Annotated in this window: 25 protein-coding genes; 13 read left to right on the forward strand and 12 right to left on the reverse strand. The window is 59.9% G+C overall.

Annotation, left to right across the window (positions count from 1 at the left end):
• Positions 1 to 20 precede the first annotated feature (20 nt).
• A complete protein-coding gene (locus C1Y42_RS18330; RefSeq protein ID WP_021506570.1) occupies positions 21 to 932 on the reverse strand; it encodes a LysR family transcriptional regulator in 912 nt (303 codons plus the stop codon).
• A 95-nt stretch (positions 933 to 1,027) separates the two neighbouring features.
• Here C1Y42_RS18330 and C1Y42_RS18335 point away from each other — a divergent pair, with 95 nt between their 5' ends.
• The 3 genes from C1Y42_RS18335 (at position 1,028) to C1Y42_RS18345 (ending at position 2,912) form a co-directional block, all read left to right on the forward strand.
• Complete coding sequence (locus C1Y42_RS18335; protein ID WP_021506571.1) at positions 1,028 to 1,477, forward strand: ester cyclase; 450 nt, start codon at positions 1,028 to 1,030, stop codon at positions 1,475 to 1,477.
• A 20-nt stretch (positions 1,478 to 1,497) separates the two neighbouring features.
• Positions 1,498 to 2,418: an NADP-dependent oxidoreductase gene (locus tag C1Y42_RS18340; protein WP_104094085.1), complete on the forward strand. Its 921-nt coding sequence runs from the start codon at positions 1,498 to 1,500 to the stop codon at positions 2,416 to 2,418.
• A gap of 125 nt (positions 2,419 to 2,543) precedes the next feature.
• Positions 2,544 to 2,912 (forward strand): hypothetical protein, encoded by a 369-nt coding sequence (locus C1Y42_RS18345; protein WP_104094086.1) that lies wholly within the window; start codon positions 2,544 to 2,546, stop codon positions 2,910 to 2,912.
• Positions 2,913 to 2,918: 6 nt separating this feature from the next.
• On the opposite strand, the gene C1Y42_RS18350 is transcribed toward C1Y42_RS18345, so the two are convergent.
• The gene (locus C1Y42_RS18350; protein WP_104094087.1) at positions 2,919 to 3,827 is read right to left on the reverse strand and encodes a LysR family transcriptional regulator; all 909 of its coding nucleotides are present in this window, start codon (positions 3,825 to 3,827) and stop codon (positions 2,919 to 2,921) included.
• A 140-nt stretch (positions 3,828 to 3,967) separates the two neighbouring features.
• Here C1Y42_RS18350 and C1Y42_RS18355 point away from each other — a divergent pair, with 140 nt between their 5' ends.
• The 4 genes from C1Y42_RS18355 to C1Y42_RS18370 all read left to right on the forward strand — a co-directional run bounded on the left by C1Y42_RS18355 (position 3,968) and on the right by C1Y42_RS18370 (position 8,200).
• Positions 3,968 to 5,284 carry an amidohydrolase family protein gene (locus tag C1Y42_RS18355; protein ID WP_058770840.1) on the forward strand — a complete coding sequence of 439 codons (1,317 nt, stop codon included), beginning with the start codon at positions 3,968 to 3,970 and terminating at the stop codon, positions 5,282 to 5,284.
• Between the two features lie 53 nt (positions 5,285 to 5,337).
• The gene (locus tag C1Y42_RS23920) at positions 5,338 to 6,525 is read left to right on the forward strand and encodes an arabinose transporter (RefSeq protein ID WP_021506576.1); all 1,188 of its coding nucleotides are present in this window, start codon (positions 5,338 to 5,340) and stop codon (positions 6,523 to 6,525) included.
• A 10-nt stretch (positions 6,526 to 6,535) separates the two neighbouring features.
• Positions 6,536 to 7,300, forward strand: coding sequence for an SDR family NAD(P)-dependent oxidoreductase (locus C1Y42_RS18365; protein WP_021506577.1), 765 nt, complete (start codon positions 6,536 to 6,538; stop codon positions 7,298 to 7,300).
• Between the two features lie 123 nt (positions 7,301 to 7,423).
• A complete protein-coding gene (locus C1Y42_RS18370; protein ID WP_104094088.1) occupies positions 7,424 to 8,200 on the forward strand; it encodes a DUF3750 domain-containing protein in 777 nt (258 codons plus the stop codon).
• 53 nt (positions 8,201 to 8,253) lie between these two features.
• On the opposite strand, the gene C1Y42_RS18375 is transcribed toward C1Y42_RS18370, so the two are convergent.
• The 6 genes from C1Y42_RS18375 to ppk1 all read right to left on the reverse strand — a co-directional run bounded on the left by C1Y42_RS18375 (position 8,254) and on the right by ppk1 (position 14,865).
• Entirely contained in the window at positions 8,254 to 8,433 is a 180-nt protein-coding gene (locus tag C1Y42_RS18375) for a hypothetical protein (RefSeq protein WP_010617609.1), read from the reverse strand.
• A 47-nt stretch (positions 8,434 to 8,480) separates the two neighbouring features.
• Positions 8,481 to 9,917: a magnesium transporter gene (gene mgtE / locus C1Y42_RS18380; RefSeq protein ID WP_021506579.1), complete on the reverse strand. Its 1,437-nt coding sequence runs from the start codon at positions 9,915 to 9,917 to the stop codon at positions 8,481 to 8,483.
• A gap of 124 nt (positions 9,918 to 10,041) precedes the next feature.
• Positions 10,042 to 10,227: a YfgG family protein gene (locus tag C1Y42_RS18385; protein WP_022548292.1), complete on the reverse strand. Its 186-nt coding sequence runs from the start codon at positions 10,225 to 10,227 to the stop codon at positions 10,042 to 10,044.
• 421 nt (positions 10,228 to 10,648) lie between these two features.
• Positions 10,649 to 11,248, reverse strand: coding sequence for a tellurite resistance methyltransferase TehB (tehB, locus tag C1Y42_RS18390; RefSeq protein WP_021506581.1), 600 nt, complete (start codon positions 11,246 to 11,248; stop codon positions 10,649 to 10,651).
• Between the two features lie 27 nt (positions 11,249 to 11,275).
• Positions 11,276 to 12,799 (reverse strand): exopolyphosphatase, encoded by a 1,524-nt coding sequence (gene ppx / locus C1Y42_RS18395; protein WP_021506582.1) that lies wholly within the window; start codon positions 12,797 to 12,799, stop codon positions 11,276 to 11,278.
• A 5-nt stretch (positions 12,800 to 12,804) separates the two neighbouring features.
• On the reverse strand, positions 12,805 to 14,865 hold the full coding sequence (gene ppk1 / locus C1Y42_RS18400) for a polyphosphate kinase 1 (protein ID WP_021506583.1): 2,061 nt from the start codon (positions 14,863 to 14,865) through the stop codon (positions 12,805 to 12,807).
• A 183-nt stretch (positions 14,866 to 15,048) separates the two neighbouring features.
• Here ppk1 and C1Y42_RS18405 point away from each other — a divergent pair, with 183 nt between their 5' ends.
• Genes C1Y42_RS18405 through pstB form a run of 3 tightly spaced genes read left to right on the forward strand, consistent with a single transcriptional unit; the run spans position 15,049 to position 19,517 of the window.
• Positions 15,049 to 17,142, forward strand: coding sequence for an ABC transporter permease subunit (locus C1Y42_RS18405; protein WP_104094089.1), 2,094 nt, complete (start codon positions 15,049 to 15,051; stop codon positions 17,140 to 17,142).
• Complete coding sequence (pstA, locus tag C1Y42_RS18410; RefSeq protein WP_104094090.1) at positions 17,139 to 18,737, forward strand: phosphate ABC transporter permease PstA; 1,599 nt, start codon at positions 17,139 to 17,141, stop codon at positions 18,735 to 18,737. The genes C1Y42_RS18405 and pstA overlap by 4 nt, the downstream gene beginning before the upstream one ends.
• Before the next feature lie 12 nt (positions 18,738 to 18,749).
• Positions 18,750 to 19,517, forward strand: coding sequence for a phosphate ABC transporter ATP-binding protein PstB (pstB, locus tag C1Y42_RS18415; RefSeq protein ID WP_021506586.1), 768 nt, complete (start codon positions 18,750 to 18,752; stop codon positions 19,515 to 19,517).
• 135 nt (positions 19,518 to 19,652) lie between these two features.
• On the opposite strand, the gene purN is transcribed toward pstB, so the two are convergent.
• Together purN and purM are read right to left on the reverse strand one after the other, a co-directional pair.
• Entirely contained in the window at positions 19,653 to 20,291 is a 639-nt protein-coding gene (purN, locus tag C1Y42_RS18420) for a phosphoribosylglycinamide formyltransferase (protein ID WP_104094091.1), read from the reverse strand.
• On the reverse strand, positions 20,288 to 21,328 hold the full coding sequence (gene purM, locus C1Y42_RS18425) for a phosphoribosylformylglycinamidine cyclo-ligase (protein ID WP_104094092.1): 1,041 nt from the start codon (positions 21,326 to 21,328) through the stop codon (positions 20,288 to 20,290). The genes purN and purM overlap by 4 nt, the downstream gene beginning before the upstream one ends.
• A gap of 239 nt (positions 21,329 to 21,567) precedes the next feature.
• Between purM and upp the strand changes: the two genes are divergently transcribed.
• The 3 genes from upp to hda all read left to right on the forward strand — a co-directional run bounded on the left by upp (position 21,568) and on the right by hda (position 24,459).
• Positions 21,568 to 22,194, forward strand: a complete 627-nt coding sequence (gene upp, locus C1Y42_RS18435; protein WP_010617600.1) for a uracil phosphoribosyltransferase — start codon at positions 21,568 to 21,570, stop codon at positions 22,192 to 22,194.
• Positions 22,195 to 22,381: 187 nt separating this feature from the next.
• Entirely contained in the window at positions 22,382 to 23,665 is a 1,284-nt protein-coding gene (gene uraA / locus C1Y42_RS18440; RefSeq protein WP_031279414.1) for a uracil permease, read from the forward strand.
• Positions 23,666 to 23,757: 92 nt separating this feature from the next.
• Positions 23,758 to 24,459 (forward strand): DnaA inactivator Hda, encoded by a 702-nt coding sequence (gene hda, locus C1Y42_RS18445; RefSeq protein ID WP_233210739.1) that lies wholly within the window; start codon positions 23,758 to 23,760, stop codon positions 24,457 to 24,459.
• Here hda and arsC read toward each other — a convergent pair.
• The gene (gene arsC, locus C1Y42_RS18450) at positions 24,456 to 24,803 is read right to left on the reverse strand and encodes an arsenate reductase (glutaredoxin) (protein ID WP_199188999.1); all 348 of its coding nucleotides are present in this window, start codon (positions 24,801 to 24,803) and stop codon (positions 24,456 to 24,458) included. The genes hda and arsC overlap by 4 nt on opposite strands.
• 250 nt (positions 24,804 to 25,053) lie before the next feature.
• Entirely contained in the window at positions 25,054 to 26,517 is a 1,464-nt protein-coding gene (locus tag C1Y42_RS18455; protein ID WP_021506592.1) for a M48 family metallopeptidase, read from the reverse strand.
• Between the last annotated feature and the right edge of the window lie 71 nt (positions 26,518 to 26,588).

The following is a 26,588-nucleotide window of genomic DNA, read 5'->3' on the forward strand; positions in this document are numbered from 1 at the left end:
CGCAGAACCACACACAGCGCCTACAGCCGCGCCGCCTGTTGTTCAATAAATTCCCTGAACCACTGCTGGGCGGGATGCGCGTCGCTGCGCCGGTGCCAGATCAGGTTGAACACCATTTCGGGCAACGACAGCGGGGGAGGGAACAGTACCAGCTGGCGACTGGCCTGCGCATGCAGCGCCACGCGCTTCATCACGGTCGCCGTCATGTGGGTTTGCGCCACGATAGACGGCACCGTAAACATCTGCTGGACCGTCAGCCCCAGCCGGCGCTTTTTACCCTGCTGCGCCAGCCCCTGATCAACCAGGCCGTACAGTTCACCTTCCGGCGAGACCAGAATATGCGGCAGCGCCAGGTAGCTCTCCATATTCATGCCGCGTCTGGCCGCCGGATGGTTGCTGGCGACGATGGTGACGAATTCGTCGCGCAATACCGGCCGGGAGATGATGCGGCTATCGCTGTGGGTAGGCATGACGCCGATGGCGACATCAATCGCGCCGGCATCTAACAAATCGACCGCGTGATCGCGGTTGGTAAACGCCTGCACATTCAATGACACGCCGGGGGCGACGTCCTGTAGCGCCTGCATTAACGAAGGCAGCAACACGAAAGCCGGATACTCCGACACGCCCAGTTTGAAGTTTATTTGCGCTTTTTCCGCTGCAAATGCGGGCTTTGCCACCAGCGTCGCTTCGAGCTGGCGCAACGCCCCGGCGATGGGGCCGGACAGATCGCGCGCACGCGCTGTTGGCAGTAAACCCTCCGCGCTGCGCATGAACAGCGGGTCACCGAACAGGGTGCGTAACCGTGACAAAGCGGCACTCATCGCCGGCTGGCTGACGCCCACCTGGGTTGCCGCCCGCGTGACGTTGCGCTCGTTCATCAGCGCGTCAAAAGCCACTAACAGATTGAGATCGATGCCATGAAAATCCATACGGCAAATAATCACTCATATTGAATATTTGTTGGACGAATTTTAGGGCGCTGCGCAAAATTCCACAACCGACCCCCACCTGAAAGTGAATAACGATGAATCCAGCAGCAGAATCAGAATACGTAAAACGTCTGAAAATTGAACGACAGGCGGTAGAGACGCTCTATCAGGCCTTCAGCGACAACAACCCCGATCTGGTCGATAGCGTGCTGGCACCGTCATGGGAAGACATTCCGCTGGCGCCAGGACAAGTTGCCGGACCGGAAGGCATCAAGCCGATCATTCGCATGCTGGCGCAGGCCTTTCCGGACGTGCAGATCGTGGTGCATGACATGATTCAGGAGCCTGGCCGCATCGCGGCGCGGGCGGAAATCAGCGGCACCCATCTCGGCGAAATTTTCGGTATCGCGCCGACCGGTAAGAAAGTGAGCTTCCGTCTGCATGAGTTCCATGCGCTGGAGGACGGCCGTCTGATCACCACCTGGCACATGGAAGATTGGTTTGGCCTGTTCCTCCAGCTTGGCCAGTTTCCGCCACAAGCCTGAATCAGACCGGAGAGTTGATAATGAAAGCAGCATTGATTGATACGTTTGGCACCGCCGATGTACTGACGATTGGCGAACGTCAACTTCGCGCCGCCAGTCCGGATGAGGTGACGGTACAGGTTGAAGCGGCGAGCGTTAACCCGCTGGATGTGAAAATCATCTCAGGGCACATGCAGCAGGTTTTCCCGGTGGACCTGCCTTACGTGCCGGGCATGGATTTCTGCGGCGTGATTACAGCGGTTGGCGATCACGTGAGCCATTTAAACGCGGGCGATCGCGTATTCGGGCGCACGCCACCTGGCGCAGGCGGGGCTTTTGCACAAAGCCTGGTGATCGCCGCCGATGACGTATGCCTTGTCCCGGCAGCGATGAGCGCCGAACAGGCCGCGGCGCTGCCTACCGCGTTTGGCTCCGCGCAGCAGGCGCTGTTCGATGTGGGCCAGTTGCAGCGCGGCGAGCGCGTACTGATTCACGCCGCAGCGGGTGGCGTCGGCAGCATGGCCGTCCAGCTGGCGCATCAGGCGGGCGCTTATGTCATCGCCACGGCGTCGGCGAAAAACCACGCGCTGGTGACCAGTCTGGGCGCCGATGAGGTGATTGATTACCGCACGCAGGACTTTGCAGCAACGCGCGATATCGACCTGGTGATAGATAGCGTCGGCGGCGAAACGCTGAGCCGCTCCTGGTCCGTGCTGCGCGCCGGCGGGCGCATTGCCACGCTGGTGGAGTTTGGCATCACGCCCGTCAGCGGTCAGCACGGCGAGTTTGTCTTCTTCGCCAGCGCGACGCCGTATCTTGCCCGGGCGAGCAGCCTGTTCCAGGCCGGACAGTTACAGGTCATCACCGACGCTATCTTTTCGCTGGATGATGCACGTTCCGCACTGGAGAAGGTGGCGACCGGCCATGCGCGCGGCAAAGTGATTATCCGCGCCAACCCTTAACGCCTGGCGTCATGTCGCAGTAAAAACGCGCCCGCTACCCCGCGGGCGTTTGTTTACCGGTCTGTCGCAGGGGATAAGGATGTGTTAATAATCTGGCGTTAACGGCAGAGGCTTCAGGAGGAAACGTGCTGTTTAATTTCAGAGCCGCGGGCAAGCGCGCACCACCTGGCAAACGCTCGCTGACATCCATCATCATTCTCTATCTTGCGATGCTGTGCGGTACGGCTTTTCTCGCGTTTCTGCCGCTGATCTGCGCGATGGGCGCCGGATATGTCGCCAGTCTGGCAGGCTGCCAGCTGGACGAAGGCAACGTGCATCCCTGTTACATCCTGGGAGAAGATCGCGGCCAATTGCTGTATGAATCAGGCGTCATGGGCTGGTTCCTGCTCGGCACCATTCCCCTGGGTGGGATACTGTTTTTACTCGCAACGCTCACCTTCATCGTTCAGCTGGTGGGCTATTACCGGCAAACACGCGCTGAGGCTAATCGGTAATTTGCGTCAGTGCTGTTCCGCACAAATCTCCAGGCAGAACCCGAGAAATGCCTCCACCGCCGCCGGGGCCAGACGGCGCGAAGGCCGGGTGATAAACAGCGGATAGGTTTCGTCAGGCCAGTCGGGGAAAAGTTCGACCAGTTCACCGCTGGCGATCAGATGTTGCACGCTCAGTGCCAGCACCTGGGCTACGCCGGCACCGCCGACGCACGCCTGTACCATTAAATCCGGATCGGTGGTGGTCAGATGGCCGTGGGTGGCGACCGTCAGCCGCTGCGTGCCACGATGAAACTCCCAGCTAAAGGGCTTATTGCTGCGCGGATCGATGTATTGCAGACAATTGTGCTCAGTCAGCTGCTGCGGCTGCGTCGGGCGACCACAGCGTACCAGATAGTCCGGGGCGGCCACCGTCAGGACGCGCGTTTGTAACAGCAGGCGTGAGGTCATGGTGGACGGCGGCTGTGGCCCGAAACGCACCGCAACATCAATACCTTCTGCCACCAGATCGCCCACATCGGGCTGCTGCAAAATCGTCAGTTCCAGATGCGGATAACGGGCACGCAGCAGCGGCAGCTTTGCCGCCAGCACATAGCGGGAAAACAGCGGATTGAGGCTCACGCGCAGCGTACCGCGCACCGTCACGGCGGCGCCGGAGACGTAGTTTGCTGCTTCTTCAATCCCTTCCAGATGTGGCGCCGCCCGCTCATACAGGCTGGCACCTTCGCTGGTGAGATGCAGGGTGCGGGTGGTGCGATCCAGCAGACGCACGCCGAGACGCTGTTCCAGTCGCGAAATCGCCCGGCTGACGCCCGAGGCGGACAACCCCAGCACTTCGCCGGCGCGGCTGAAGCTGCCGGCTTCAACCACGGCTGCCAGCACGCTCATGCCGGATAATAGTCGGCCATCAAAACTCATCCTGTTCTCCATCTTTGATTTTTAGCAAAGATCATTTGCCTGAGCCTACCTTTATCAAAAATGCGCTGCAACTTATTGTGTGCCCCGAAACGTGACCGGCACTGACCGCCGGATTCCTGATCTCTTTTGAGGAGAATGTTATGACTGTACGGCGCACCCTTTTTAAAGGCGGCACTATCCTGACGCTGGACGCCAGCGTGCCCGACCTCGTCTGTGGCGATGTGCTGATTGAGGACGATCGTATTGCCGCCGTGGGGGAAAACCTTTCCGCCGATGATGCGCAGGTGATTGATGCCCGCGGCCATATCGTGATGCCGGGCCTGGTGGATGCGCATCACCATATGTGGCTCGGTGCGATGCGCCGCCTGATGCCCAACGTTGACGACCTGTTTGTCTATATCGATGTGGTGGCAGAAACGCTCGGCGCGCATTACCGTCCGCTGGATATGTATCTCAGCACCCGGCTGACGGCGCTGGCTTGCCTGGATGCCGGCATCACCACGGTGATTGATGCCTGCCACAGTTCACGCAGTCCGGCGCATACCGATGCGGCGCTCGACGCGCTGCAGGAGAGCGGGATTCGTGCGCTGCATATGGTTGGCGCAGCAATGGATAAGCAGGCTTCCAGCGATCATCTACCGGGCGATCTGGCCCGTCTCGCCAGCCGCTGGAACCACGCCGGCAGTCGCGTGCAGGTTGGCCTGTTTGGCCAGCTCAACCTGGCGTGGTGGCGCGTGGCGCGCGAGCTGGATATGCGCATTCTCACCGAGTTTATTGGTGACCTGGCGCAGCTGCCGGCGGAGTTTGCCGAACCCGGCTTGCTGGGTCCGCACAACATTTTCAACCACTGTACGCGCGTACCGGCGCACACCTGGCAGCAGCTGGCGGACGCGGGCGTCAACATTACCGTGAATCCGCGTTCGGATGCGCTGTTTGGTTTCGACGACGACAGCTTTGCCTGGCAGCAGGCGGTCGATCGCGGAATGACGCCGGCGCTCGGTATCGATCTCGATACCGCCTTCGGCAGCGATCTGTTCGGTGAAATGCAGGCGCTGTTTAACCAGCAGCGCTCAGCGATGCGCTATCGCCGCTTCCGGGGCGAAAGCGACGTACCGGCACCGATTAGCGTGGAAGCCGTACTGCAGTCGGCAACGATTAACGGCGCGCGTGCGGCCGGGCTGGAGCAGCAAACGGGCACGCTGACGCCAGGTAAACAGGCCGACGTTATTATGCTGCGCACCGATGGTATCGGCGTTTTCCCGCTGACCAGCGTGACGGCAACGGTGGTGCAGGCGGTGCAACGCGCCGATGTTGATACCGTGATGGTGGCGGGTGAACTGCGTAAACGTCATGGTCAGTTGCTCAACGTCGATGTGGCACAGCTGAACGCGGAAATCACCGCTTCGCGCGACTATCTGCTGAATGCCAGCGGCTATCACCATCCTTTGTTTGCCTGATTTTCCGCAGCGCGGCGGCCTGCCGCGCTGTCTGTTCATTTATGGAGGCTGTTATGTCTGCATTAAGCGCGCAGGCTGAAGCTGCGCATTTGTCGCGACCAGCGACCGGCGTGATTGCCGCGCTGTTTTGCGGTTATCTGGCGGTCGGCTTGCCGCTGCCGGTAATCCCGCTGTTTATCCATCAGCATCTCGGTTTCAGCAACCTGTGGGTCGGGCTGGTGATCGGGATACAGTTTGTTGCCACCGTGCTGACGCGCGGTTACGCCGGTCAACTGACCGATCGCGTTGGCGGTAAGCGCTCGGCGCTGCAGGGCGCGGCGGTGTGTGCGCTGGCTGGCGTGCTGTACTGGCTGGCCGCGCTGCCGGGCTTTTCACCGGCGGTCAGTCTGGCGCTGGTGATTGCCGGACGGCTGGCGGCGGGTATGGGCGAAAGCCAGTTCGTCACCGGCTGCGTGGCCTGGTCAATCGCCTCGGTCGGGCCACAGCGTGCCGGTCTGTCGATGTCCTGGACCGGTATCGCCATGTTTGCCGCGCTGTCGCTCGGTGCCCCTGCCGGTATGATGCTGTATCAGCACGTCGGCTTAGCGGCGGCGATGCTGGCCTGTATCGCGGCTCCGCTGCTGGCGGCGCTCATCGCCACGGCTGCCAGCGGTTATCGCGCGGTCGGAGGGGCTCGTTTGCCGTTCTATCGGGTGATTGGCCGCATCTGGCGTGAAGGCTGTGGCCTGATGCTGCAGGGCGTCGGACTGGCCGGCCTGACGGCCTTCGCCTCGCTCTACTTCGCCGCGCGCCACTGGCAGCTGGCCGGCTGGGTGATGACCGCGTTTGGCGTTGGTTTTATCGCCGTGCGCCTGGTGCTGGGACATCTGCCGGATCGCATTGGTGGCTACCGCGTGGCGGCTTATTCACTGCTGGTGGAGGCGCTGGGGCAGATGCTGCTGTGGTTTGCGCCTGACGAAACCCTGGCGCTCACCGGCGCGCTGATTACCGGTCTTGGCTGTGCGCTGATCTTTCCCGCCCTCGGCGTGGAAGCGCTGAAACGCGTGCCGCCGGCCAGTCGCGGCAGCGCCATGGGCGCGTTCGTTGCTTTTCTCGACATCGCTTATGGTATTTCCGGACCGATTGCCGGTGCCATCGCCAGCCACTTCAGCTATGCCGCCGTCTATCTGTTTGGTGCGGCCTGTGCGCTGCTCGGTGCGCTGCTGGCGCTGACATCGCGCGCCGCTTCACTTCACGCTTAAGGAGTTTTCCATGTCACGTATTTTTATTTCCGGTTCATCCACCGGCCTCGGGCTGATGGCGGCTGAACTGCTGGTTGAGCAGGGCCATCAGGTGGTGCTGCACGGACGCAACGCCGCGCGTGCCCGCGCCGCGCAGGAGGCGCTACCGCAGGCTGAAGCCGTGGTCAGCGGCGACGTGATAACCATCGCCGGCGCCCGCAGTGTGGCGCAGCAGGTTAATGCGCTCGGCAGATTTGATGCGGTGATCCACAACGTGGCGGTTGGCTATCGCGAGCCTTATCAGTTAACCGCAGATGGCCTGCCGCATCTGTTCGCCATCAACACGCTGGCACCCTATATTCTTACCGCGCTGATTGAACGGCCGCAGCGGCTGATTTACCTCAGCTCCGGCATGCATCATCATGCCGAAGCTAACCTGGATGATATTTTGTGGCAGCGGCGGCGCTGGCACGCTTCGCAGGCTTATGCTGAGAGTAAACTGCATGATGCCATACTGGCGTTTGCCATCGCCCGGCGCTGGCCGCAGGTATACAGCAACGCGCTGGAGCCAGGCTGGGTGCCGACCAAAATGGGCGGTGCCGGGGCACCCGACGATCTTGATCAGGCGCATCGTACCCAGGTGTGGTTAGCCACCGCCGATGAGGCGCGGGTCAGCGGAGAGTACTTTTATCACCGTCAGGCGCTGGCGGCTAATCCGCAGGCGCGCAATCCACGGCTACAGCAGCAGTTGCTGGCGATATGCGCCGATATCAGTGGTATCGCCCTGCCTGACTAAGGAAAAATCAGCTGACCGGGCACCGCAACGCATTTTTTGTCCACCGCATAGTTGGTGAATACAGACGCTGCCGTTTCGGCGCATGATGGCGGGAGCGTTTTTTCACCACCGGGATGTCCATGCATGTTGCCTGTTAAAGCTGTTTTACTCTCTTTTCTCTGTGTGGTGTTACTGTCGCTGGCGGCCAGCCTGGCGCAGGCGACGCGCAGCGGTGAGTTCACCACCGAACGCGGCGGCTGGGCAACGGCGCGCCGTGATTCGGCCGGACTGGCACCGGATCCGCAGCGCTTCGCCAGTGAGGCGATTGTGCAGGTGTATGCTGCGCCGACCTACGGCTGGAAAGGTGCGGTGGCCGTGCATCCGTGGATTATCTTTAAGCGCGCCGGAGAAACCCGCTACAACCGTTATGAGGTGATCAGCTGGGGCAGCGGCGATAAAGTGCGGCGCAACAGCAATCTGCCGGACGGCTACTGGTACGGTGCGCGTCCGCGTTTGCTGGTGTCACATCGCGGTGCGGCTGCGCAGGCGATGATCCCGCAGATTGAAGCGGCGATTCAATCCTATCCGTGGCCCAACACCTATCATGCGTGGCCGGGCCCTAACAGCAACACCTTCCTCGCTCACATTGGCCGTGAAGTGCCGGCGCTGAAGCTTGATTTGCCCGCCAATGCCATCGGTAAGGATTTCCGTTCGCTGCTGCATCCGCTTGGCCTGCCGCCATCCGGGCGCGGCGTGCAGCTGTCGCTGCTCGGCGTGCTGGGCGTCACGCTGGGTGCGGAAGAGGGCGTGGAGGTGAATCTGCTGGGACTTAATCTGGGACTGGATTTCACCCCGCTGCGTCTGCGGCTGCCGTTTATCGGCGGGGTGGGAGAGGATAATTTACAGAAGGATAAGCCCTGAGACGGCGCCGCGCCGCGACAGTATTGCTCGCGGGCGGCGCGGACTCGCAGCCGTTAACAGACGCCGAAATCCCCGTCTTCATGATAGAGATTGACGCTGTCGGCCTTCACCTCGATCTCTTTTTTGATCGGATCGTCAACGCGTGCGCACCACAGCGTATCGCCCGCAACGCGCAGCACCTGCATTTTTGGACCACCGGTTTTCGCCTGCACAAAATCATCCACGTTAAACATCACTGCTCTCCAGCTGATTAGGGATCAACGCTGATTGTAGCTGCGCTTTAGTGGCCGTGCAGCAGAAACAGCGTGGCCAGACCGAGGAAGATAAAGAAGCCGCCGGTATCGGTGATGGCAGTGATCAGCACGCTGGAGCCGACCGCCGGGTCGCGTTTGAGTTTGGTCATAATCAGCGGAATCAGCACGCCCATCAGCGCCGCCAGCAGCAGATTCAGCACCATCGCCAGCATCATCACGCCGCCCAGTTGCAGGTTGTCGTACATCAGCCAGGTCACGCCGCCCATGATGCCGCCCCAGAACAGGCCGTTAAGCAGCGCCACGCCCAGTTCGCGCGCAATCAGAAACGAAAAGTTGCCGGGTTCAACCTGATGCAGCGCCAGCGCGCGCACGATCATGGTGATGGTCTGATTGCCGGTGTTACCGCCAATGCCGGCGACAATCGGCATCAGCGTGGCCAGCGCCACCAGCTGCGAAATGGTGTCCTCAAACAGACCAATGACGCGCGAGGCGATAAACGCCGTACACAGGTTAACGGCCAGCCAGGTCCAGCGCTTTCTTACCGCTTTGCGCACCGGTGCAAACACGTCCTCGCCCTGGCTGATGCCGCCCATCTTACGGATGTTGCTTTCGTTCTCTTCGTTCACCAGGTCAATGACATCTTCCACGGTGATACGGCCAATCAGCTTGCCTTTGGCATCGGTCACCGCAGCAGAGATCAGGTTATAGCGTTCAAAGGCGCTGGCGGCCTCTTCCGCTTTGTCATCCAGCTGGAAAGTGGTGGGACGCGCGTTCATCACCTCAGCCACCAGCGTTTTAGGTTTGTTGAGCAGGATATCGGTCAGCGCCAGTTCACCCAGCAGCTGATTGTGTTCGTCGGTGATGAAGATTTTATCGGTGCCGTCCGGCATGCTTTTGCGCTTGCGCAGAAAGCGTTGCACCGTCGCCAGCGTCACGTCTGAGCGCACGGTCAGGATATTGAAGTCCATCACCTGGCCGACGCGATCGCGATCCAGCTCAATCACGTCCAGCAGTCGGGCGCGCAGGCTGGGATCGAGCGTGGTGAGCAGGCGGCCGGTGAGATCGCGCGGCAGGTAACGCGCCAGATAGACCTGATCGTCAATATCCAGCGGCTCGATGGCGCGCAGGATTTCGCGGTCGGTCATCTCTTCCGTCAGGCTGGCCCACACGGTTTCGGAGGCCTCCACCAGCACGCGACCGCGCTGCTCGTAGGGCACCAGTCGCCACAGCGCCAGACGCTCCTCTTCCGGCAGCGCTTCGAGAATGTCCGCGAGGTCGGCGGCGTGCAGCTGCGGCAGTTCATGCTCCAGCTGCTGACGCCAGCCGGTGATTTTGCGCAGTTCGGCGGCATTGAGGTCGACGGATTTATCCAGCAGCACATCGACTAAATCGTGCTCGCTGAGCAGAAGGTGCAGAATTCGCTGGCGGGTTTCTGATAGTTGTTGTGCGTGCGAAGCAGACATAACGCGTCCTTTGTGTCTGTAAAGTCAGGTCAAAGTGTAGCGCGTTGCGGGTAAAGTGGGCGTAACAAGCAGCATTGCCGCGGCGGACAATGTGATGGCAGAGCGACGATGACCCGCAAATTCCTTAGCGCGTCTCGCTGGTGCTCAGTGTGACCGGTTCAGGTGCGGCTTTCTTTTGCTGATGATGCTCGATGGCACCGGGAATAATGAAAATCAGACGGCCAACCAAAATAAAGAAACTGATCAGCAAAACAATGCGGGTCATGGTACCGGTTTTGGGACGTCTTCGTGCAGAGATGGCGCTATTCACGCGGGGTGGTTCCTGTAAAAGCCCGGCTGGGCGGTGGCAACATTTAGTCACAACCCGACCGGGAGGTCAACCGCTGCGTGAAAAATGAGCAGAAAAGGTTAAGGTTGCTTTGATCGATATCAGCCGCCGGGCGAAGCGTGCGTCATCGACTCTGCAGGGGTGTCATTGATGACGACCAAAACCCGCATGATGTGACTCATGCCAGTTAGCCTTTGAATTGGTTCAAAAACGAGGCACTTTTCGTAGCGGCGCAATTTATTGCGCGATGAATCTCGCCGCTACGATAGGGTGCGGCTTGCGTTTTCGTCACCGAACGGCATTACGCCATTGATGGCGACCAGAACCCGCATACTTTCACCAACCGCACTAATCCGTTGTAGGGTCGCCATTCATGGCGACCAGACCATCATGATGCCAGACATCAGTAGCTGGCTTTCTGCGCCAGCAGGGTAGCGAAGCGATACTTAATGCGCTGACCGTGTTCATCGCGGCGATGCAGTTCACCGACCTCTTCGTTGTACTTCACGATGTGCCAGTTACGGTAATAATGGCTCAGCTCGCCCGATTTAAAGGTAAACGGGAAGTTTTGCGTGTTGGGATAATCGTCGGTGCTCATCGCCGCCACAATCAGGTTGTAACCGTACTTGCGCGTGCTGGCCTGCATATCGGCGATCAGCTGCGGAATGGTCGCCGGCTGCAGGAACATCATCACCACGGTGGAAAACACAAACTGATAATCACCGTTGAAACGCACCTGATTCAGGTCGCACTGTTCGGTATGTATCTGCTGTAGCTGCTCTTCCGCGATGATGCTGTTAAGGCGCTCCAGGCTCTGCGGATTGTTGTCCCAGGCGGTCACCGTAAAACCGTGCTGATTAAGCAGCAGGCTGTTGCGGCCCTGGCCGCAGCCGAGGTCCAGCGCATTACCCACTGCCAGTTTTGGCAGCGCGGCCAGCACTTCGGAGTGGGGCGGCGTCAGGCCGTATTTCTCCGCAAAATAGTTATCGGGGCGTGTTGTCATAGTGCGATTGCGGGCCTGAAGCCCGCGTTACTCCTCTTCCAGCATCAGTTTCCAGCCGGTGACGTCATTCCAGTAAGCCTGCTCCCGCTCCAGATCCAGCTGAACCAGCGTGTTCTGGCTCAGGAAACCGGCCGGGAAGGTCAGCGTCCAGTGACCATCGTCGGTGCTCAGCTTCAGCGTGTCGGGGCGCGTGGTGGCCTGACGCTGATTGTTCAGCAGGGTGCCGAGCCGCAGCAGGAAGATCATCGGCAGGAACTGTTTCTTTTTAAACAAGGTGAAACGCGGCATCTCATCCTGCTTCACCGCTTTACGGTGGAAGCGTACCAGCGTGGCCAGCAGCATCTGTTGATCCTGATTAAAGCCCGGCATATTGGAGTTCTGCAGGATGTAGGCCGAATGACGCTGCATACCGCTGTGGTTGATGGTCAGCCCGACTTCGTGCAGCAGCGCTGCCCACTTCATCAGCGCCGTCAGCTGGGGATTGGCCAGCTTCGGGTTCTGCTCCAGCCACTGGCTGTACAGCTGTTCGGTGGTTTCCAGCACGCGGCGTGCCTGGTCGCTGTCGATGGCGTAATGATTTGCCAGGCTCTGCGCGGTACGGCTGCGGATATCCTGATGGCGGAAGCGGCCCTCCATCTCATACAGCACGCCTTCACGCAGCGCGCCATCTGACAGGCGCAGCTCGCGAATGGCCAGCGCGTCAAACACGCCACACAGAATCGCCAGCCCCGGCACAAACACCGCCTTGCGCTCATCCGACAGCCCCGGCAGGCTCAGGGCAGCAAAGGATTTGTGCTTCAGCACTTCGCTCACCAGCATGTCGAGATTTTCCGGCGTCACGCGCTTCTCTTTCTCACCCATCGCCAGCAGCACTTCACAGGCCGCTTTGATACTGCCGGACGCGCCCAGCGCATACTGCCAGCCTTGCAGACGGTACTGCCACGCCAGCGTTTCCAGCTTTTGCGCGGCGGCCAGCCTGGCGCGGCGGAAATTCTCCTGACTAATCTCGCCTTTCGGGAAGTAGAGGTTGGCGAAGCTGACGCAGCCCATGCGGCGACTCTCCACCAGCTGCGGCTCAAAATCTTCGCCGATCACCAGCTCGGTTGAACCGCCGCCGATATCAATCACCAGCTTGCGGCCTTTCTCCGGCTGCGTGTGCTCAACGCCCATAAAGATCAGGCGCGCCTCTTCATTGCCGGAAATCACCTCAATCGGATACGGGATGACCTCCGCGGCGCGCTGCAGAAACTCTTCCGCGTTGGATGCGATGCGCAGCGTGTGCGTACCGACGATGGTGACGTTGGCGGCGCTGAACCCCTGCAGGCGCTCGGCAAACAGCGCCAGGCAGCTCAGCCCGCGCTCCATCGCCTCTTCGCTCAGGCGATTTTGCGCATCCAGCCCGTCGGCGAGGTGCACGCGCTGTTTCAGGCGTCCCAGCACCTGCATGGCGCCATCCACCACACGGGCAATCACCATGTGGAAGCTGTTCGAGCCGAGATCGATGGCGGCAAATTCCTGCGGTTTCGGCGTACTTTTATGGGAGATTGGCATAGGCGTTATTCGGGTTGTTCCAGTTTCTTGATGTAATCGTAAATCGCCAGCTGCGAGCGCACCTTCTTGCGATTGCCGCGCGGAACATAACGGTTACTCAATTCTTTGTCTACGATGCGGGCTTTTACCGTATCACTTAACAGAATGGCAATGATATCCAGTATGCGCTGTTTCAGGCGCGGATCGAGCACCGACACCGCCACTTCGATACGATAATCGATGTTGCGCGTCATCCAGTCCGCCGACGACAGGAATACTTTTTTATCGCCGCCGCTTTCAAAAATATAGACGCGGTCGTGCTCAAGGTAGCGGTCAACGATACTGGTGATGCGAATATTTTCACTGATGCCCGGCAAATCGGGGATTAGCGAGCACATGCCGCGCACCAGCAGGTTGATCTTCACGCCGGCCGATGAGGCGGCATACAGCCGATCCACCAGACCATTGTCCACCAGGTTGTTGATTTTCAGCGTAATGCCGGAAGGATTGCCCTGCTGCGCGTTGGCAATCTCGTTATCAATCAGCTGATACAGCATGGCGCGCGAGTTTTGCGGCGACACCATCAGGTGTTCGAACGTTACCGGGCGATACGGGTTTTCGATAAAGTTAAATACGCGGCGGACTTCGTTGGTGATGCGCGCATCGGCGGTCAGCAGCGAATAGTCGGTGTAAATACGCGCGGTTTTTTCGTTGAAATTGCCGGTTCCGATGTGGGCGTAACGCACCACTTCTTCGCCCTCGCGGCGGGAGATCAGGAACAGCTTGGCGTGAATCTTCAGGCCGGGCGCTGAGAAGATCACGTGCACGCCCGCTTCGGTCAGCCGCTTCGCCCAGCGAATGTTGGCTTCTTCATCAAAGCGCGCCTGCAGCTCGACCACCACCGTGACCTTTTTACCGTTGTAGGCGGCGTGGATCATCGCATCCATAATGCGCGAATTCTTGGCCACGCGGTAAATGTTGATCTTGATGGCCAGTACGTTCGGGTCAAACGACGCCTGACGCAGCAGCTCCAGCACGTGTTCAAAGGTGTGGTACGGATAATAAAGCAGCACATCGCGATTGCGGATGGCATCAAAGCCGTTGCGGAAGCCATCAAAACCGATATGACGAATCTGCGGCAGCGGACGATTTTCAAGATTGGCTTTGCCCACGTTCGGGAAGCCGATGAAATCTTTGAAGTTATGATAACGGCCGCCCGGCACAATCGAGTCGTAGCTGGAGATCGACAGCTTATGGCGCAGCATTTCCACCATCGCATCGGGCATATCGCGCTGATAGACAAAGCGCACCGGCTCAGCGGTCAGGCGCTGTTTCAGGCTGGAGGACATCAGTTCCAGCAGGCTGGATTCCATCTCCGTGACCAGGTCGTACTCGGCGTCGCGCGTCATTTTCATTGAGTAGGCGTTCAGCGCGTCGTAATCAAAGAAGCCTTTAAAAATCTCATCAAGGCAGTAGCGCAGAATGTTATCCAGCAGAATCATTGGCTTGCGACGGCGCGGCGATTCTGCCGGCAGATTCACAAAGCGCGGCACCTTATCGGACGGGATCTCCAGCAGGGCGTAACGGATTTCTTCGCCGCGGATAATCTCCACCGCCAGATAGGTGTAGTCGTCTTTCAGGAACTCAATCAGGTCGGTGTCGTGGTTGATCAGAATTGGCGTGACGTGCTGGCGCAGCTGATGCTTGAAGTAGTAGCGCAGCCACTCCTGCTGATTGGGTGACAGCTGGCGCTCGTTGATCAGGAAAATCTGGTTGCGTGCCATTTCCAGCAGCAGGTCGTTATACAGCGCATCGAACTCCTGATCCGATTTCTGTACCCGCAGCTGAATCTTTTTCAGCAAATGGCGCAGGGTGGTGGGCGTCCCCTGTTCTTCGCCAATCAGAATGCGGCGCTTGAGATCGGCAAAGCGCACTTTGTAAAACTCTTCCAGGTTGTTGGAATAGATGCCGAGAAAACGCATGCGCTCAATGAGCGGATTGCTTTTATCAGCGGCTTCCTGCAGCACGCGTTCGTTAAAGGTTAACCAGCTTAGTTCTTTTTCTATATACAGCTTTTCCTGACCCATTCTGACTCCGTGATGCTGTTGCTGGACGGAATGTCCGGCGGAATAAACGCAAAATTGCGGTTCCGCTCAGTGTCCTCCACCATTATGGCGAGAGTATGGCAGCCTTGTCCAACCTCAACAGTTGTCTTATCAATCAGCTACGGGCAACATAGCGGCATAACTTCAAGGGTAACTCTGGCCTGCATGAGCATAAATCGTATTCCTGTCCACTTTAGTGACCGTCGTCGACGCGCCATCGATCAGTTCGTGCGCCGCATCGTCACGGCCTGCGGTGTGGGAATTTTACTGCTGATGCTGCTGCTGTTCTTCTGGCTGATCTGGGTGGTGATGCCGCTGTTCAGCGCGCCGGGCATGCAGCCGACGCTCAGTCAGCAGTTGTGGGACAAAGCCCCGGCGCTGGCGCTGGGCAGCGAAGGCCAGCTCGGCTGGCGCATCAGCCGCAACGAAGCGCGCTTTATTCCGCTCGACGGCCAGCCAGCGGGCGACGCGCTGGCGCTGAACGGCCAGCCGCAGGCGGCGGTGACCAGCAGTGACGGCAGCAGCGTATTGCTCAATATGCAGGGCGATCTGTTGCTGATGCAACCGCTCATCCACGGCCAGCACGGTGAATGGTATTTCCCGCTGGGCGATCGACCGCTGCATCTGCCGCAGGGCGCGGTCAGCCAGATGGCGCTGGCAGTGCCGGGCGATCACCAGTGGCGCATCGCCGCGCAAACGCCGGCCGGTATCAGCCTGCTGACCTTTGCCGGCCAGAAACGCGTCGACCAGATTGTATTGCCCGGTGAGCAGGCCGACCTGATGCGGTTGTCGCCGGACGGCACGCTGCTGTACACCAGTGCCGGACGGCTGTTGCGGGTGTGGCAGATTACGCCGCAGGGCGCGCAGCTGCGGGAAACCCAGACGCTGACTCAGCAACCGCGCAGCCTGCAACTGCTGGCGGGCGGGCGCAGCTTACTGATTCAGGATGCGCGTGGCATTCAGCAATGGTTTGCCATCACCGGTGACCACGGGCCACGGCTGCAGCAGATTCACACCTTCACGCACAGCGCGGGTGCGCTCGGCATCGTGCCTGAGGCCCAGCGGCGCGTTTTTGCCAGCTTTGACGCGCAGGGCGTGGTGCGCCTGTTCGCCAGCAAGCAGGCGGGCCCGATTGTCACGCGCCAGCTGGCCGCGGGCATCAGTGCGCTGGCGTTGTCTCCGCGCGGCGATAGCCTGATCGTCGAACGTGCCGGACAGTGGCAGCAATTCGCGCTGGATAATCCGTGGCCCGATTTCAGCTGGCGCAATCTGTGGCAGAAAATCTGGTATGAAAACTATCCGCAGCCGGACTGGGTATGGCAGTCCACCGCCGCTGGCGACAGCTATCAGGCCAAATTCAGCCTGATGCCGCTGGTGATCGGCACGCTGAAAGCGGCGTCGCTGGCGCTGCTGTTTGCTACGCCGCTGGCGCTGGCGGCGGCGATGTATACCGCATGGTTTATGTCGCCGGGCCTGCGCCGCTGGGTCAAGCCGGGCATTGAAATGATGGGCGCGCTGCCGAGCGTGGTGATTGGCCTGATCGCTGGCGTGTGGCTGGCGCCGCACATCAGCCGCGTGCTGCCTGGCGTGATGCTGCTGCCGCTGGTGCTGGCCGCCACGCTGCTGGTGTGCGGCGTGCTCAGTCCGCGTTTGCCGGCGCGCTGGCGGCGGCCCGGGTTTGAAGTGCTGCTGCTGATGCCGCTGCTGTTACTGGTGACGTTACTGACGCTGTGGCTGCCGACACTGTGGTGGACGCAGATGGGCGAACAGCTGGCGCACTATGAGCAGCGTAACCTGCTGGTGGCGGCGCTGGCGATGGGCTTCGCGCTGGTGCCGCTGATCTTTACCCTGGCGGAAGATGCGTTGTTTAGCGTGCCGGTGGCGCTGGGGCAGGGCTCGCTGGCGCTGGGCGCGACACCGTGGCAAACCCTGACGCGCGTGGTGCTGCCGGGCGCGTCGGCAGGCATTTTTGCCGCGCTGATGATCGGCTTTGGTCGTGCGGTGGGCGAAACCATGATTGTGCTGATGGCCACCGGCAACACGCCGGTGAGCGAAGGCGGACTGTTTGCCGGGCTGCGCGCGCTGTCAGCCAATATCGCCATTGAAATGCCGGAAGCCGCGGCGGGCAGCGCCCATTATCGCATCCTGTTTCTCAGTGCGTTGCTGCTGCTGATATTCACGCTGGCGATCAACACCGTGGCGGAACTGATTCGTCAGCGGCTGCGCCAGCGCTACAGTCAGCATGAGGGGCAGGCATGAGCGCGCTGCGTCAAAACGATCGCTGGCGCTGGCTGACTGCCGGTGCGGTCGCCGTCTGCCTGCTGGCATTTACCTTATTAATCGGCCTGCTGGGCTGGCAGGGCGTCAGGGCGTTCTGGCCGCAGCCGGTCGATCAGTATCAGTTCCAGCCGCCGCAGGGGGCACCGCTGATGGTGCTGGGTGAAACGCTGGATCGCCAGCAGCAGGGCGATCGCTGGCGCTACGTAGTGAAAACCGGCAACCGCGATTTTGCCGCGCCGGATTTCCGCGTCATCGTCAGTCAGGGCGAAGCGCAAACCCGACGCCCGGCAGAAGTGCTGGTGCTACAGCGACGCAGTGGCGGCAATGCCTATGGCTGGCTGGTGGAGCTGCGTGAAGACAACGAGGTGCTGACCGCGCGCGACCGCGATGCACTGCTGCAGCAGCGGCTGAAGCAGGTGCATGAGCAGCTGCGCCAGGCGAGCAACATCCGGCGTATTGAAATGGCGCGCCTTAACGCGCAGCTGGAGAGTCTGCAACAGCAGGCTGACGAGCAGCGGCGCGGTGGTCACTTCAGCCTGCAGGATCAGTCAGAACTGGATGCCAACAGCGCGGCGCTGCATAAACGCTTCGGCGCGCTGGCGCAGCAGCTGGCGCATCTGCAGCATGAAAGCCAGCGCGATACGCTGGTGCTGCGCGACGTGCAGGGCGACGATCATCTGATTCCGCTGGCGCAGGTGGTGGCCGCCTGGTATCCAAACAGCCTGAGCCTCGGGCAAAAAACCGGGCATTTCCTCAGTCAGATCTGGCAGTTTGTCAGTGACTCGCCCACCTCGGGCGGCAGTGAAAATGGCGCGCTGCCGGCGATTTTCGGCACTGTTTTGATGGTGCTGCTGATGTCAGTGATTGTCATGCCGCTGGGCGTGGTGGCCGCCGTCTGGCTGCACGAATACGCCGGGCGCAACGCGCTCACCCGGCTGGTGCGCATTGCGGTGGTGAATCTGGCTGGCGTGCCGTCGATTGTGTATGGCGTGTTTGGCCTCGGCTTTTTTGTCTGGCTGATTGGCGGCACCCTCGATCAGCTGTTCTTCTCCCGCTCGCTGCCCAATCCTACCTTCGGCACGCCCGGCCTGCTGTGGGCGGCGCTGACGCTGGCGCTGCTGACGCTGCCTGTAGTGATCGTCGCCACCGAAGAGGGGCTGTCGCGTATTCCGGACAATCTGCGTCAGGGCTCGCTGGCGCTGGGCGCAACCCAGGCGGAAACCCTGTGGCGCGTGGTGCTGCCGCTGGCGGTACCGGCGATGCTCACCGGCCTGATTCTGGCGGTGGCGCGCGCCGCCGGCGAAACCGCACCGCTGATGCTGGTGGGCGTAGTCAAAATGGTGCCAGAGCTGCCGGTCGATGCGGTGTTTCCTTACCTGCATCTTGACCGTAAATTTATGCATCTCGGTTTTCAGATTTACGATCTGGCCTTCCAGAGCCCGAACATCGACGCCGATCGACCGCTGGTGTACGCCACGGCACTGCTGCTGGTGGCGATCATTTTGTCGCTTAACCTGCTGGCGATGGTGCTGCGCCATCGGCTGCGCGAGCGCTACCGGTTAATGACGCACTAAAAAGGTTTACACATGACGCCCGATTACGCTATTGCGCTCACCGTTAATCAGCTGTCGCTATGGTACGGCGAACGCCAGGCGCTGAATAACATTGATTTGCAGATCCCGAAGCATCGCATCACGGCGCTGATTGGGCCTTCCGGCTGCGGTAAATCGACGCTGCTGCGCTGCTTCAATCGCATGAACGACGTCATTGATGGCTGCCGCATCGAAGGTGAGATTCTGCTCGATAGCCACGCGGTGATGCAGGCGAACCAGGATCTGCCGGCGCTGCGGCGGCGCATCGGCATGGTGTTCCAGCGCCCCAATCCGTTCCCCAAGTCGATCTATGAGAATGTGGTTTACGGTCTGCGTCTGCAGGGCGTGCGCGATCGTCGCGTGCTGAATGAGGCCTGCGAGCGCGCGCTGCGGGCGGCGGCGCTGTGGGGCGAAGTGAAAGATCAGCTGGGGCAGAATGCGCTGACGCTGTCGAGCGGTCAGCAGCAGCGTCTGGTGATTGCGCGCGCCATCGCCATCGAGCCGGAAGTGCTGCTGCTGGATGAACCCACCTCGGCGCTGGATCCGATCTCGACGCTGGTGATTGAAGAGTTGATGACCACGCTGAAGCAGCATTTCACGCTGGTGCTGGTGACGCACAACATGCAGCAGGCAGCGCGCGTATCCGATTACACCGCGTTTATGCATAACGGGCAGCTGGTGGAGTTTGATGAAACCGACCGGATTTTCACCGCACCGCAGGCGCGGCGCACCGAGGATTATATTACCGGCCGGTTTGGGTAAGTATTGTTAGGTTAGCGCGAAGAATCGCGCCGCTACGAAATGTGCAAAGAAATCATGCAGTAATAAAACCCGGCACAGCCCCGTAGCGGCGCAATTTATTGCGCAATTCCTGCAAGCGCACGGCGTAAAGGTCAATCAATCGTGCGCATAACCTTCCGGCGGCAGCGGTTCGCCATCTAACCACGCTTTGCCCGCGCGCATCTGCAAGCGTCCTTCGACAAACCAGCTGATCACCAGCGGATAAATCGCGTGCTCCTGATGCTGCACGCGGGCGCTGATCTCAGCTTCGTCATCGTCAGCAAATACCGGCACACGCGCCTGCAGAATGATCGGTCCACCGTCCAGCTCGTCAGTCACAAAATGCACCGACGTACCGTGTTCCGCGTCACCGTTCGCCAGCGCCTGGCGATGCGTATGCAAACCGGGATATTTCGGCAGCAGCGACGGATGAATATTCAGCAGACGATCGTGATAGTGCGCGACAAACGCCGGGCTCAGAATGCGCATATAACCGGCCAGCACCACCAGATCCGGCGCATAAGCGTCGATCTGCTGCATCAGCTGGCGGTCAAAGGCGTCGCGATCGGGGAAATCCTGCGCGGACAGCGCGTGAGCAGGCACGCTGGCCTGCTGCGCACGCGTCAGACCATAGGCCGAGGCTTTATTACTGAAAACGGCAGCCACGCTGCCGTTGATACGCCCGCTCTCGCAGGCGTCGAGGATGGACTGAAGATTGCTGCCGTTGCCGGAGATCAGTACAACCAGTTTCTTCATGGGTTAATAACCACACGCTCTTCGGCATCTGACGCCTTAATCACGCCAATTTTCCACGCCTGCTCGCCAGCCGCGGTCATCAGCTGTACCGCTTTGTCGGCATCGGCCGGGCTCAGCGCAATCACCATGCCCACGCCGCAGTTAAAGGTGCGGTACATCTCGTGACGGCTGACGTTACCGGCCTGCTGCAGCCAGCTGAATACCGCCGGCCACTGCCAGCTTTTCTCGTCAATCACCGCCTGGGTGTTATCCGGCAGTACGCGCGGAATGTTTTCCCAGAAGCCGCCGCCGGTCAGGTGAGCAATGGCATGCACGTCCACCTGCTCAATCAGGCTAAGGATATTTTTCACGTAGATGCGGGTCGGCGCCAGCAGGTGATCGGCCAGCGGTTTGCCTTCCAGCTGTTTAGTGGTGGGATCGGTCTGGCTGACTTCAAGAATTTTACGCACCAGCGAGTAGCCGTTAGAGTGCGGACCGCTGGAGCCCAGCGCGATCAGCACGTCGCCATCCTGCACTTTGCTGCCGTCGATGATCTCGGACTTTTCCACCACGCCGACGCAGAAACCGGCCACGTCGTAATCTTCGCCGTGATACATGCCCGGCATTTCAGCGGTTTCACCGCCGACCAGCGCACAGCCCGACTGCAGACAGCCTTCGGCGATACCGGTGATCACCGCGGAGGCGGTATCCACATCCAGCTTGCCGGTGGCGTAATAGTCGAGGAAGAACAGCGGCTCAGCGCCCTGTACCACCAGATCATTCACGCACATCGCGACCAGATCGATGCCGATGCTGTCGTGGCGTTTGAGATCCATCGCCAGACGCAGCTTGGTGCCGACGCCATCAGTTCCGGAGACCAGCACCGGCTCGCGGTATTTCTGCGGCAGCGCACACAGCGCGCCAAAGCCACCCAGTCCACCCATCACTTCCGGGCGGCGGGTTTTCTTTACTACGCCTTTAATACGGTCAACCAGATCGTTACCAGCATCAATATCAACACCGGCGTCTTTGTAGCTGAGAGAGGTTTTGTCGGTCACTGCGGAATCCCCACGCGATTGCGGTTGGTGGCAAAAATTTAGCGCGGCAATTCTACCAGCGCAGGCAAACGTTTGCGAGTCCCATCTCAGGGCACCTTTGCAGCGTGCTGATTTTTCGCTAATCCTTATTCTCAGGCGATTTGTGCACGTTACCTGACCAATCACCGGTGGCGCGGCGGTAAAAAGGCGGTATAATCCGGCGATTTTTTTTAGCTCAACTCAATTCCGGGAGAATAATCATGAAGATCGTGGAAGTCAGACACCCGCTGGTCAAACATAAACTGGGCCTGATGCGTGAGCATGATATCAGCACCAAGCGCTTCCGCGAGCTGGCCTCGGAAGTGGGCAGCTTACTGACCTATGAAGCCACCGCCGATCTCGAAACCGAGCGCGTGACCATTGAAGGCTGGAACGGTCCGGTCGACGTCGATCAAATCAAAGGCAAAAAAATTACCGTCGTCCCGATTCTGCGCGCTGGCCTTGGCATGATGGAAGGTGTGCTGGAACACGTACCGAGCGCGCGCATCAGCGTGGTGGGCGTTTACCGTGACGAAGAGACGCTGGAGCCGGTGCCTTACTTCCAGAAGCTGGTGTCAAACATCGAAGAGCGTATGGCGCTGGTGGTTGACCCGATGCTGGCAACCGGCGGCTCGATGATCGCTACCATCGATCTGCTGAAGAAAGCCGGCTGCAACAGCATTAAAGTGCTGGTGCTGGTGGCCGCGCCGGAAGGCATTGCCGCGCTGGAGAAAGCGCATCCGGACGTTGAGCTGTACACCGCGTCAATCGATCAGGGCCTGAACGAGAAGGGGTACATTATCCCGGGCCTCGGCGATGCCGGCGACAAGATTTTCGGAACCAAATAACTAAACCAGCCGGCCAGAGAGTCGGCTTTTTTTTGGCAAAAATACCAACAAATAATCCCGAGTAATTTGGCTTAGAGCAAGGCGGCAAGCGAGTTCATCCCGATGAGCTTACATAAGTAAGTGATTCGGGTGAGCGAGCGCAGCCAACGCCGCTATAAGCCAAAGAACGAAGGGAAGGGGATAAATGATGACTCGCAGAGCCATTGGCGTTAGCGAACGCCCACCGCTTCTTCAAACCATTCCGCTCAGCCTGCAGCACCTGTTCGCCATGTTCGGCGCTACCGTGCTGGTGCCGATTCTGTTCCACATCAACCCGGCCACCGTGCTGCTGTTCAACGGCGTCGGCACGCTGCTGTATCTGTTTATCTGTAAAGGCAAAATCCCGGCCTATCTTGGCTCCAGCTTTGCCTTTATCTCGCCGGTGTTGCTGCTGCTGCCGCTCGGATATGAAGTGGCGCTCGGCGGCTTTATCCTGTGCGGCGCGCTGTTCTGCATTGTGGCGCTGATTGTGAAGAAGGCCGGCACCGGCTGGCTCGATGTCATGTTTCCACCGGCGGCGATGGGTGCCATCGTGGCGGTTATCGGTCTCGAACTGGCTGGCGTGGCGGCGAATATGGCCGGGCTGCTGCCCGCTGACGGCACCACAGCGGACAGTAAAACCATCATTATTTCGCTGGTGACGCTGGCGGTGACGGTGTTTGGCTCAGTGCTGTTCCGTGGCTTCTTCGCCATTATCCCGATCCTGATTGGCGTGCTGGTTGGCTACGCGCTGTCGTCGGCAATGGGTATCGTTGACTGGAGCGCGGTGGAAAACGCGCCGTGGTTTGCGCTGCCGACCTTCTACACGCCGCGCTTTGAGTGGGCCGCGATGCTGACCATCCTGCCCGCAGCGCTGGTGGTGATTGCCGAGCACGTGGGCCATTTGGTGGTCACCGCCAACATCGTGAAGAAGGATCTGATTCGCGATCCGGGCCTGCATCGCTCGATGTTTGCCAACGGCCTGTCGACCATGATCTCCGGCTTCTTTGGTTCCACGCCGAATACCACCTACGGCGAAAACATTGGCGTCATGGCGATCACCCGCGTTTACAGCACCTGGGTGATCGGCGGTGCGGCAATCTTCGCTATTCTGCTCTCCTGCGTCGGTAAACTGGCAGCCGCGATTCAGGCGATCCCGGTGCCGGTGATGGGCGGGGTGTCACTGCTGCTGTATGGCGTGATCGGCGCTTCCGGTATTCGCGTGCTGATTGAATCCAAAGTCGACTACAACAAAGCACAGAATTTGATCCTCACCTCGGTGATCCTGATCATTGGCGTCAGCGGCGCGAAGGTGCACGTGGGCGCCGCCGAGCTGAAGGGCATGGCGCTGGCCACCATCGTTGGCGTTGGCCTGGCGCTGATTTTCCGCGTAATCAGTCTGTTACGTCCGGAAGAAGTGGTGCTGGACGCGGAAGAAAAACGCGAGCTTTAAAGGATCCTGCGGGCAGGGAAGCCCGGTTCATCTCTGCGGAGGATCGTGATAAACTTGCCCGGTTTTCTGCCCGCTCATCCGTTGAGGTACTTCTGAACACGCCGGCACAGCTTTCACTGCCACTCTATCTACCCGATGATGAAACCTTCGCCAGTTTCTGGCCGGGGGAAAATCCGTCACTGCTGGCGGCGCTGCAGGGCGCGCTGGCGCAACAGCACGGCAGCTATCTCTACTTCTGGTCGCGCGAAGGCGGTGGCCGCAGCCATTTGCTGCACGCAGCCTGCGCCGAAATGTCCGCGCGCGGCGAAGCGGTGGGTTACGTGCCGCTCGATAAGCGCACCTGGTTCGTGCCGGAAGTGCTGGAAGGCATGGAGAATCTGGCGCTGGTGTGCATTGATAATATTGACTGCATCGCCGGCGAAGCCGAGTGGGAGATGGCGATCTTTGATCTCTACAACCGCATTCTGGAAACCGGCAAAACCCGCCTGCTGATCACCGGCGATCGCCCCCCGCGTCAGCTCAATCTGGGCCTGCCGGATCTGGCGTCACGTCTCGACTGGGGACAAATTTACCGCTTACAGCCGCTGTCCGACGAGGACAAACTGCAGGCGATGCAGCTGCGTGCCGGCCTGCGCGGCTTTGAGCTGCCGGAAGACGTTGGGCGTTTCCTGCTGAAACGCCTCGACCGCGAAATGCGCACGCTGTTTGACACGCTTGATCGTCTCGATCGCGCCTCGATCAGCGCACAGCGCAAGCTGACCATTCCCTTCGTGAAAGAGGCGCTGGGGCTTTAGAGAATCTCCAGCACCGCTTCCGGCGGACGACCAATGCGTGCGCGGTCGCCCTGAATCACAATCGGCCGCTCGATCAGTTTTGGATGCTCCACCATCGCCTGTAACAGCTGTTGTTCGCTGAGATCGTTACTGGCCAACCCCAGCGTTTCATAGATTTCCTCGCCACGGCGCATCAGCTCGCGTGCGCTGTGCATGCCCAGCTGTTGCAGCAGCGTTTTTAGCGTATCGATGTCCGGCGGCGTGTCGAGATACAGCACCACCTGCGGTTCAATGCCCTGTTGCTGCAGTAGCGCGAGGGTTTCGCGGCTCTTGCTGCAGCGCGGATTGTGATAAATACGGACCATGTTTTTTATCCTGGGTAATCCATTGTTGCCAGGTGCGCATGAATGCGCACCCTACGAATAACTGCTGGTGCGCATCAATGCGCACCCTGCGAATAACTGCTGGTGCGCATGAATGCGCACCCTACAAAAAACGGCTAATGCGCATCAATATGCACCCTGCAAATCGATGAAATGGTTTATCTGACGGCCGTAGGGTGCGCATTGATGCGCACCTAAATCCTGCCGGCCATCCACCCGCGTAACCGGCTATTTACCCTTTTGCATACTGCTTAAAACGCCGCTGTAACTCGCGGAACTGGTCGATGCGCGCATCGTAACGCGCCTGCTTCAGGCTGCCGAGCGGCACCTGGGCACTGGCGCTGCTCAGGGTGGTGATGGCCTGATCGAGCTGGCCGTTCAGCGCCAGACTTTCAGCCCGTGCCGAAAGCTCCTCATCGCGCAGCCCCTGCGCGGCTGAGGCCTGTGCCAGTAAATCCCATGCGTTGAGATCGTCAGGGTGCGCAAAGGTGTAGCGGTTAAGGATGCGGCTGGCGTTAGCCGGCTGCTTCGCCTCGACGTAGGCGTTCGCCAGGTTAAGCTGCAGCACCGGACTGGTCTGGCTGCCGCGGGCGGCGTTCAGCATGCTGATGGCCTGCTGCGGCTGGTTCAGACCGATGTCGATATCGGTCATGATATCAAGGAACCACAGGTTATCCGGCTGCTTCGCCAGCAGCGGCGCGATGATCTTTTTCGCGTTGGCAAAATCTTTCGCCTGCAGGAACTGCACCGCTTTGCCGTACTGCGCCGCCTGCTGTTCCCGCGTGTTGCCTTTGGCGTACTCATTCAGCAAATCGTCAGTCAGCTGATTGCGACCGGTGGCGTACATACCCAGCGCGCGCACCTTCGCCATATAGAAATCCTGCGACGACTGCACCACCACCGGGCGCATCTGGTTGGCGCGGTTACGCGCGTCGGCCAGGCGGCTATCGGGCAGCGGGTGCGTCAGCAGTATTTCCGGTGGTTTTGACGAGAAGCGGCTTTGATCGGCCAGCTTTTGCAGAAACGCGGGCATCGCCTGCGGATCGAAACCGGCGCGCTGCAGCACCTGAATGCCGATGCGATCTGCTTCCTGCTCGTTGCCCTGGGTAAAGCTGATTATACCCTGCTGCGTACCGGCCAGCGTACCGGTCAGTGCCGCCATCCCGGCCTGCGGGCTGGCCAGCGCCAGCAGGATCGAACCCAGCGCGCCGACCCAGGTGAGCGGGGCGCTGCGCTTTTGCTCTTCCATGGCGCGCGCCAGATGGCGCTGCGTCACGTGCGAAATTTCGTGCGCCATCACCGACGCCAGCTGGCTTTCGTTATCGGTATAGCGGAACAGCGACGAGTGCAGCACCACATTGCCGCCAAAGAAGGCGAAAGCGTTGAGCTCGTCATTCTGAATCAGGAAAAAGTGAAACGGCGTGCGCACTGAATGGGCGTGTGCCACCAGCCGCTGGCCGAGTTCATTGATGTACTGATTAAGCAGCGGATCGTTGATCAGTGGCGCGCTGGCGCGCAGCTGGCGCACGTAGAAGTCGCCAATCTGCAGCTCCTGATTAATGGAGAGCGTGGAGCCTGCCGTGGTGCCCATGTCGGGCAAATTGTCGCTCAAATCGGCGCGGACACCGACCGCAGGCGTGAGCAGCAGCGCAGGAATAAGGGCCGCCAGCACTGATTTTTTCAACCGGTTAAACATGCCTTGATCCTGTAAAAGTCTCCTGCCATTGGACAGGAAAGTCATGCCAATGTTCTGTGGCGGCGTTTCCT

Source organism: Pantoea sp. ICBG 985, assembly GCF_002928365.1.
In the GTDB taxonomy this organism is placed as follows: domain Bacteria; phylum Pseudomonadota; class Gammaproteobacteria; order Enterobacterales; family Enterobacteriaceae; genus Pantoea; species Pantoea dispersa.

Bases quoted from the DNA above. Each gene is read 5' to 3' on its own strand.
- C1Y42_RS18405 (WP_104094089.1), top strand. From the start codon at position 15,049: ATGAGCATAAATCGTATTCCTGTCCACTTTAGTGACCGTCGTCGACGC.
- ppk1 (WP_021506583.1), bottom strand. From the start codon at position 14,865: ATGGGTCAGGAAAAGCTGTATATAGAAAAAGAACTAAGCTGGTTAACC.
- C1Y42_RS23920 (WP_021506576.1), top strand. From the start codon at position 5,338: ATGTCTGCATTAAGCGCGCAGGCTGAAGCTGCGCATTTGTCGCGACCA.
- C1Y42_RS18355 (WP_058770840.1), top strand. From the start codon at position 3,968: ATGACTGTACGGCGCACCCTTTTTAAAGGCGGCACTATCCTGACGCTG.
- pstB (WP_021506586.1), top strand. From the start codon at position 18,750: ATGACGCCCGATTACGCTATTGCGCTCACCGTTAATCAGCTGTCGCTA.
- C1Y42_RS18335 (WP_021506571.1), top strand. From the start codon at position 1,028: ATGAATCCAGCAGCAGAATCAGAATACGTAAAACGTCTGAAAATTGAA.
- C1Y42_RS18330 (WP_021506570.1), bottom strand. From the start codon at position 932: ATGGATTTTCATGGCATCGATCTCAATCTGTTAGTGGCTTTTGACGCG.
- arsC (WP_199188999.1), bottom strand. From the start codon at position 24,803: ATGGTCCGTATTTATCACAATCCGCGCTGCAGCAAGAGCCGCGAAACC.
- mgtE (WP_021506579.1), bottom strand. From the start codon at position 9,917: ATGTCTGCTTCGCACGCACAACAACTATCAGAAACCCGCCAGCGAATT.
- C1Y42_RS18455 (WP_021506592.1), bottom strand. From the start codon at position 26,517: ATGTTTAACCGGTTGAAAAAATCAGTGCTGGCGGCCCTTATTCCTGCG.
- uraA (WP_031279414.1), top strand. From the start codon at position 22,382: ATGACTCGCAGAGCCATTGGCGTTAGCGAACGCCCACCGCTTCTTCAA.
- C1Y42_RS18370 (WP_104094088.1), top strand. From the start codon at position 7,424: ATGTTGCCTGTTAAAGCTGTTTTACTCTCTTTTCTCTGTGTGGTGTTA.
- tehB (WP_021506581.1), bottom strand. From the start codon at position 11,248: ATGACAACACGCCCCGATAACTATTTTGCGGAGAAATACGGCCTGACG.
- pstA (WP_104094090.1), top strand. From the start codon at position 17,139: ATGAGCGCGCTGCGTCAAAACGATCGCTGGCGCTGGCTGACTGCCGGT.
- C1Y42_RS18365 (WP_021506577.1), top strand. From the start codon at position 6,536: ATGTCACGTATTTTTATTTCCGGTTCATCCACCGGCCTCGGGCTGATG.
- purN (WP_104094091.1), bottom strand. From the start codon at position 20,291: ATGAAGAAACTGGTTGTACTGATCTCCGGCAACGGCAGCAATCTTCAG.
- upp (WP_010617600.1), top strand. From the start codon at position 21,568: ATGAAGATCGTGGAAGTCAGACACCCGCTGGTCAAACATAAACTGGGC.
- C1Y42_RS18350 (WP_104094087.1), bottom strand. From the start codon at position 3,827: ATGAGTTTTGATGGCCGACTATTATCCGGCATGAGCGTGCTGGCAGCC.
- C1Y42_RS18340 (WP_104094085.1), top strand. From the start codon at position 1,498: ATGAAAGCAGCATTGATTGATACGTTTGGCACCGCCGATGTACTGACG.
- ppx (WP_021506582.1), bottom strand. From the start codon at position 12,799: ATGCCAATCTCCCATAAAAGTACGCCGAAACCGCAGGAATTTGCCGCC.
- C1Y42_RS18375 (WP_010617609.1), bottom strand. From the start codon at position 8,433: ATGTTTAACGTGGATGATTTTGTGCAGGCGAAAACCGGTGGTCCAAAA.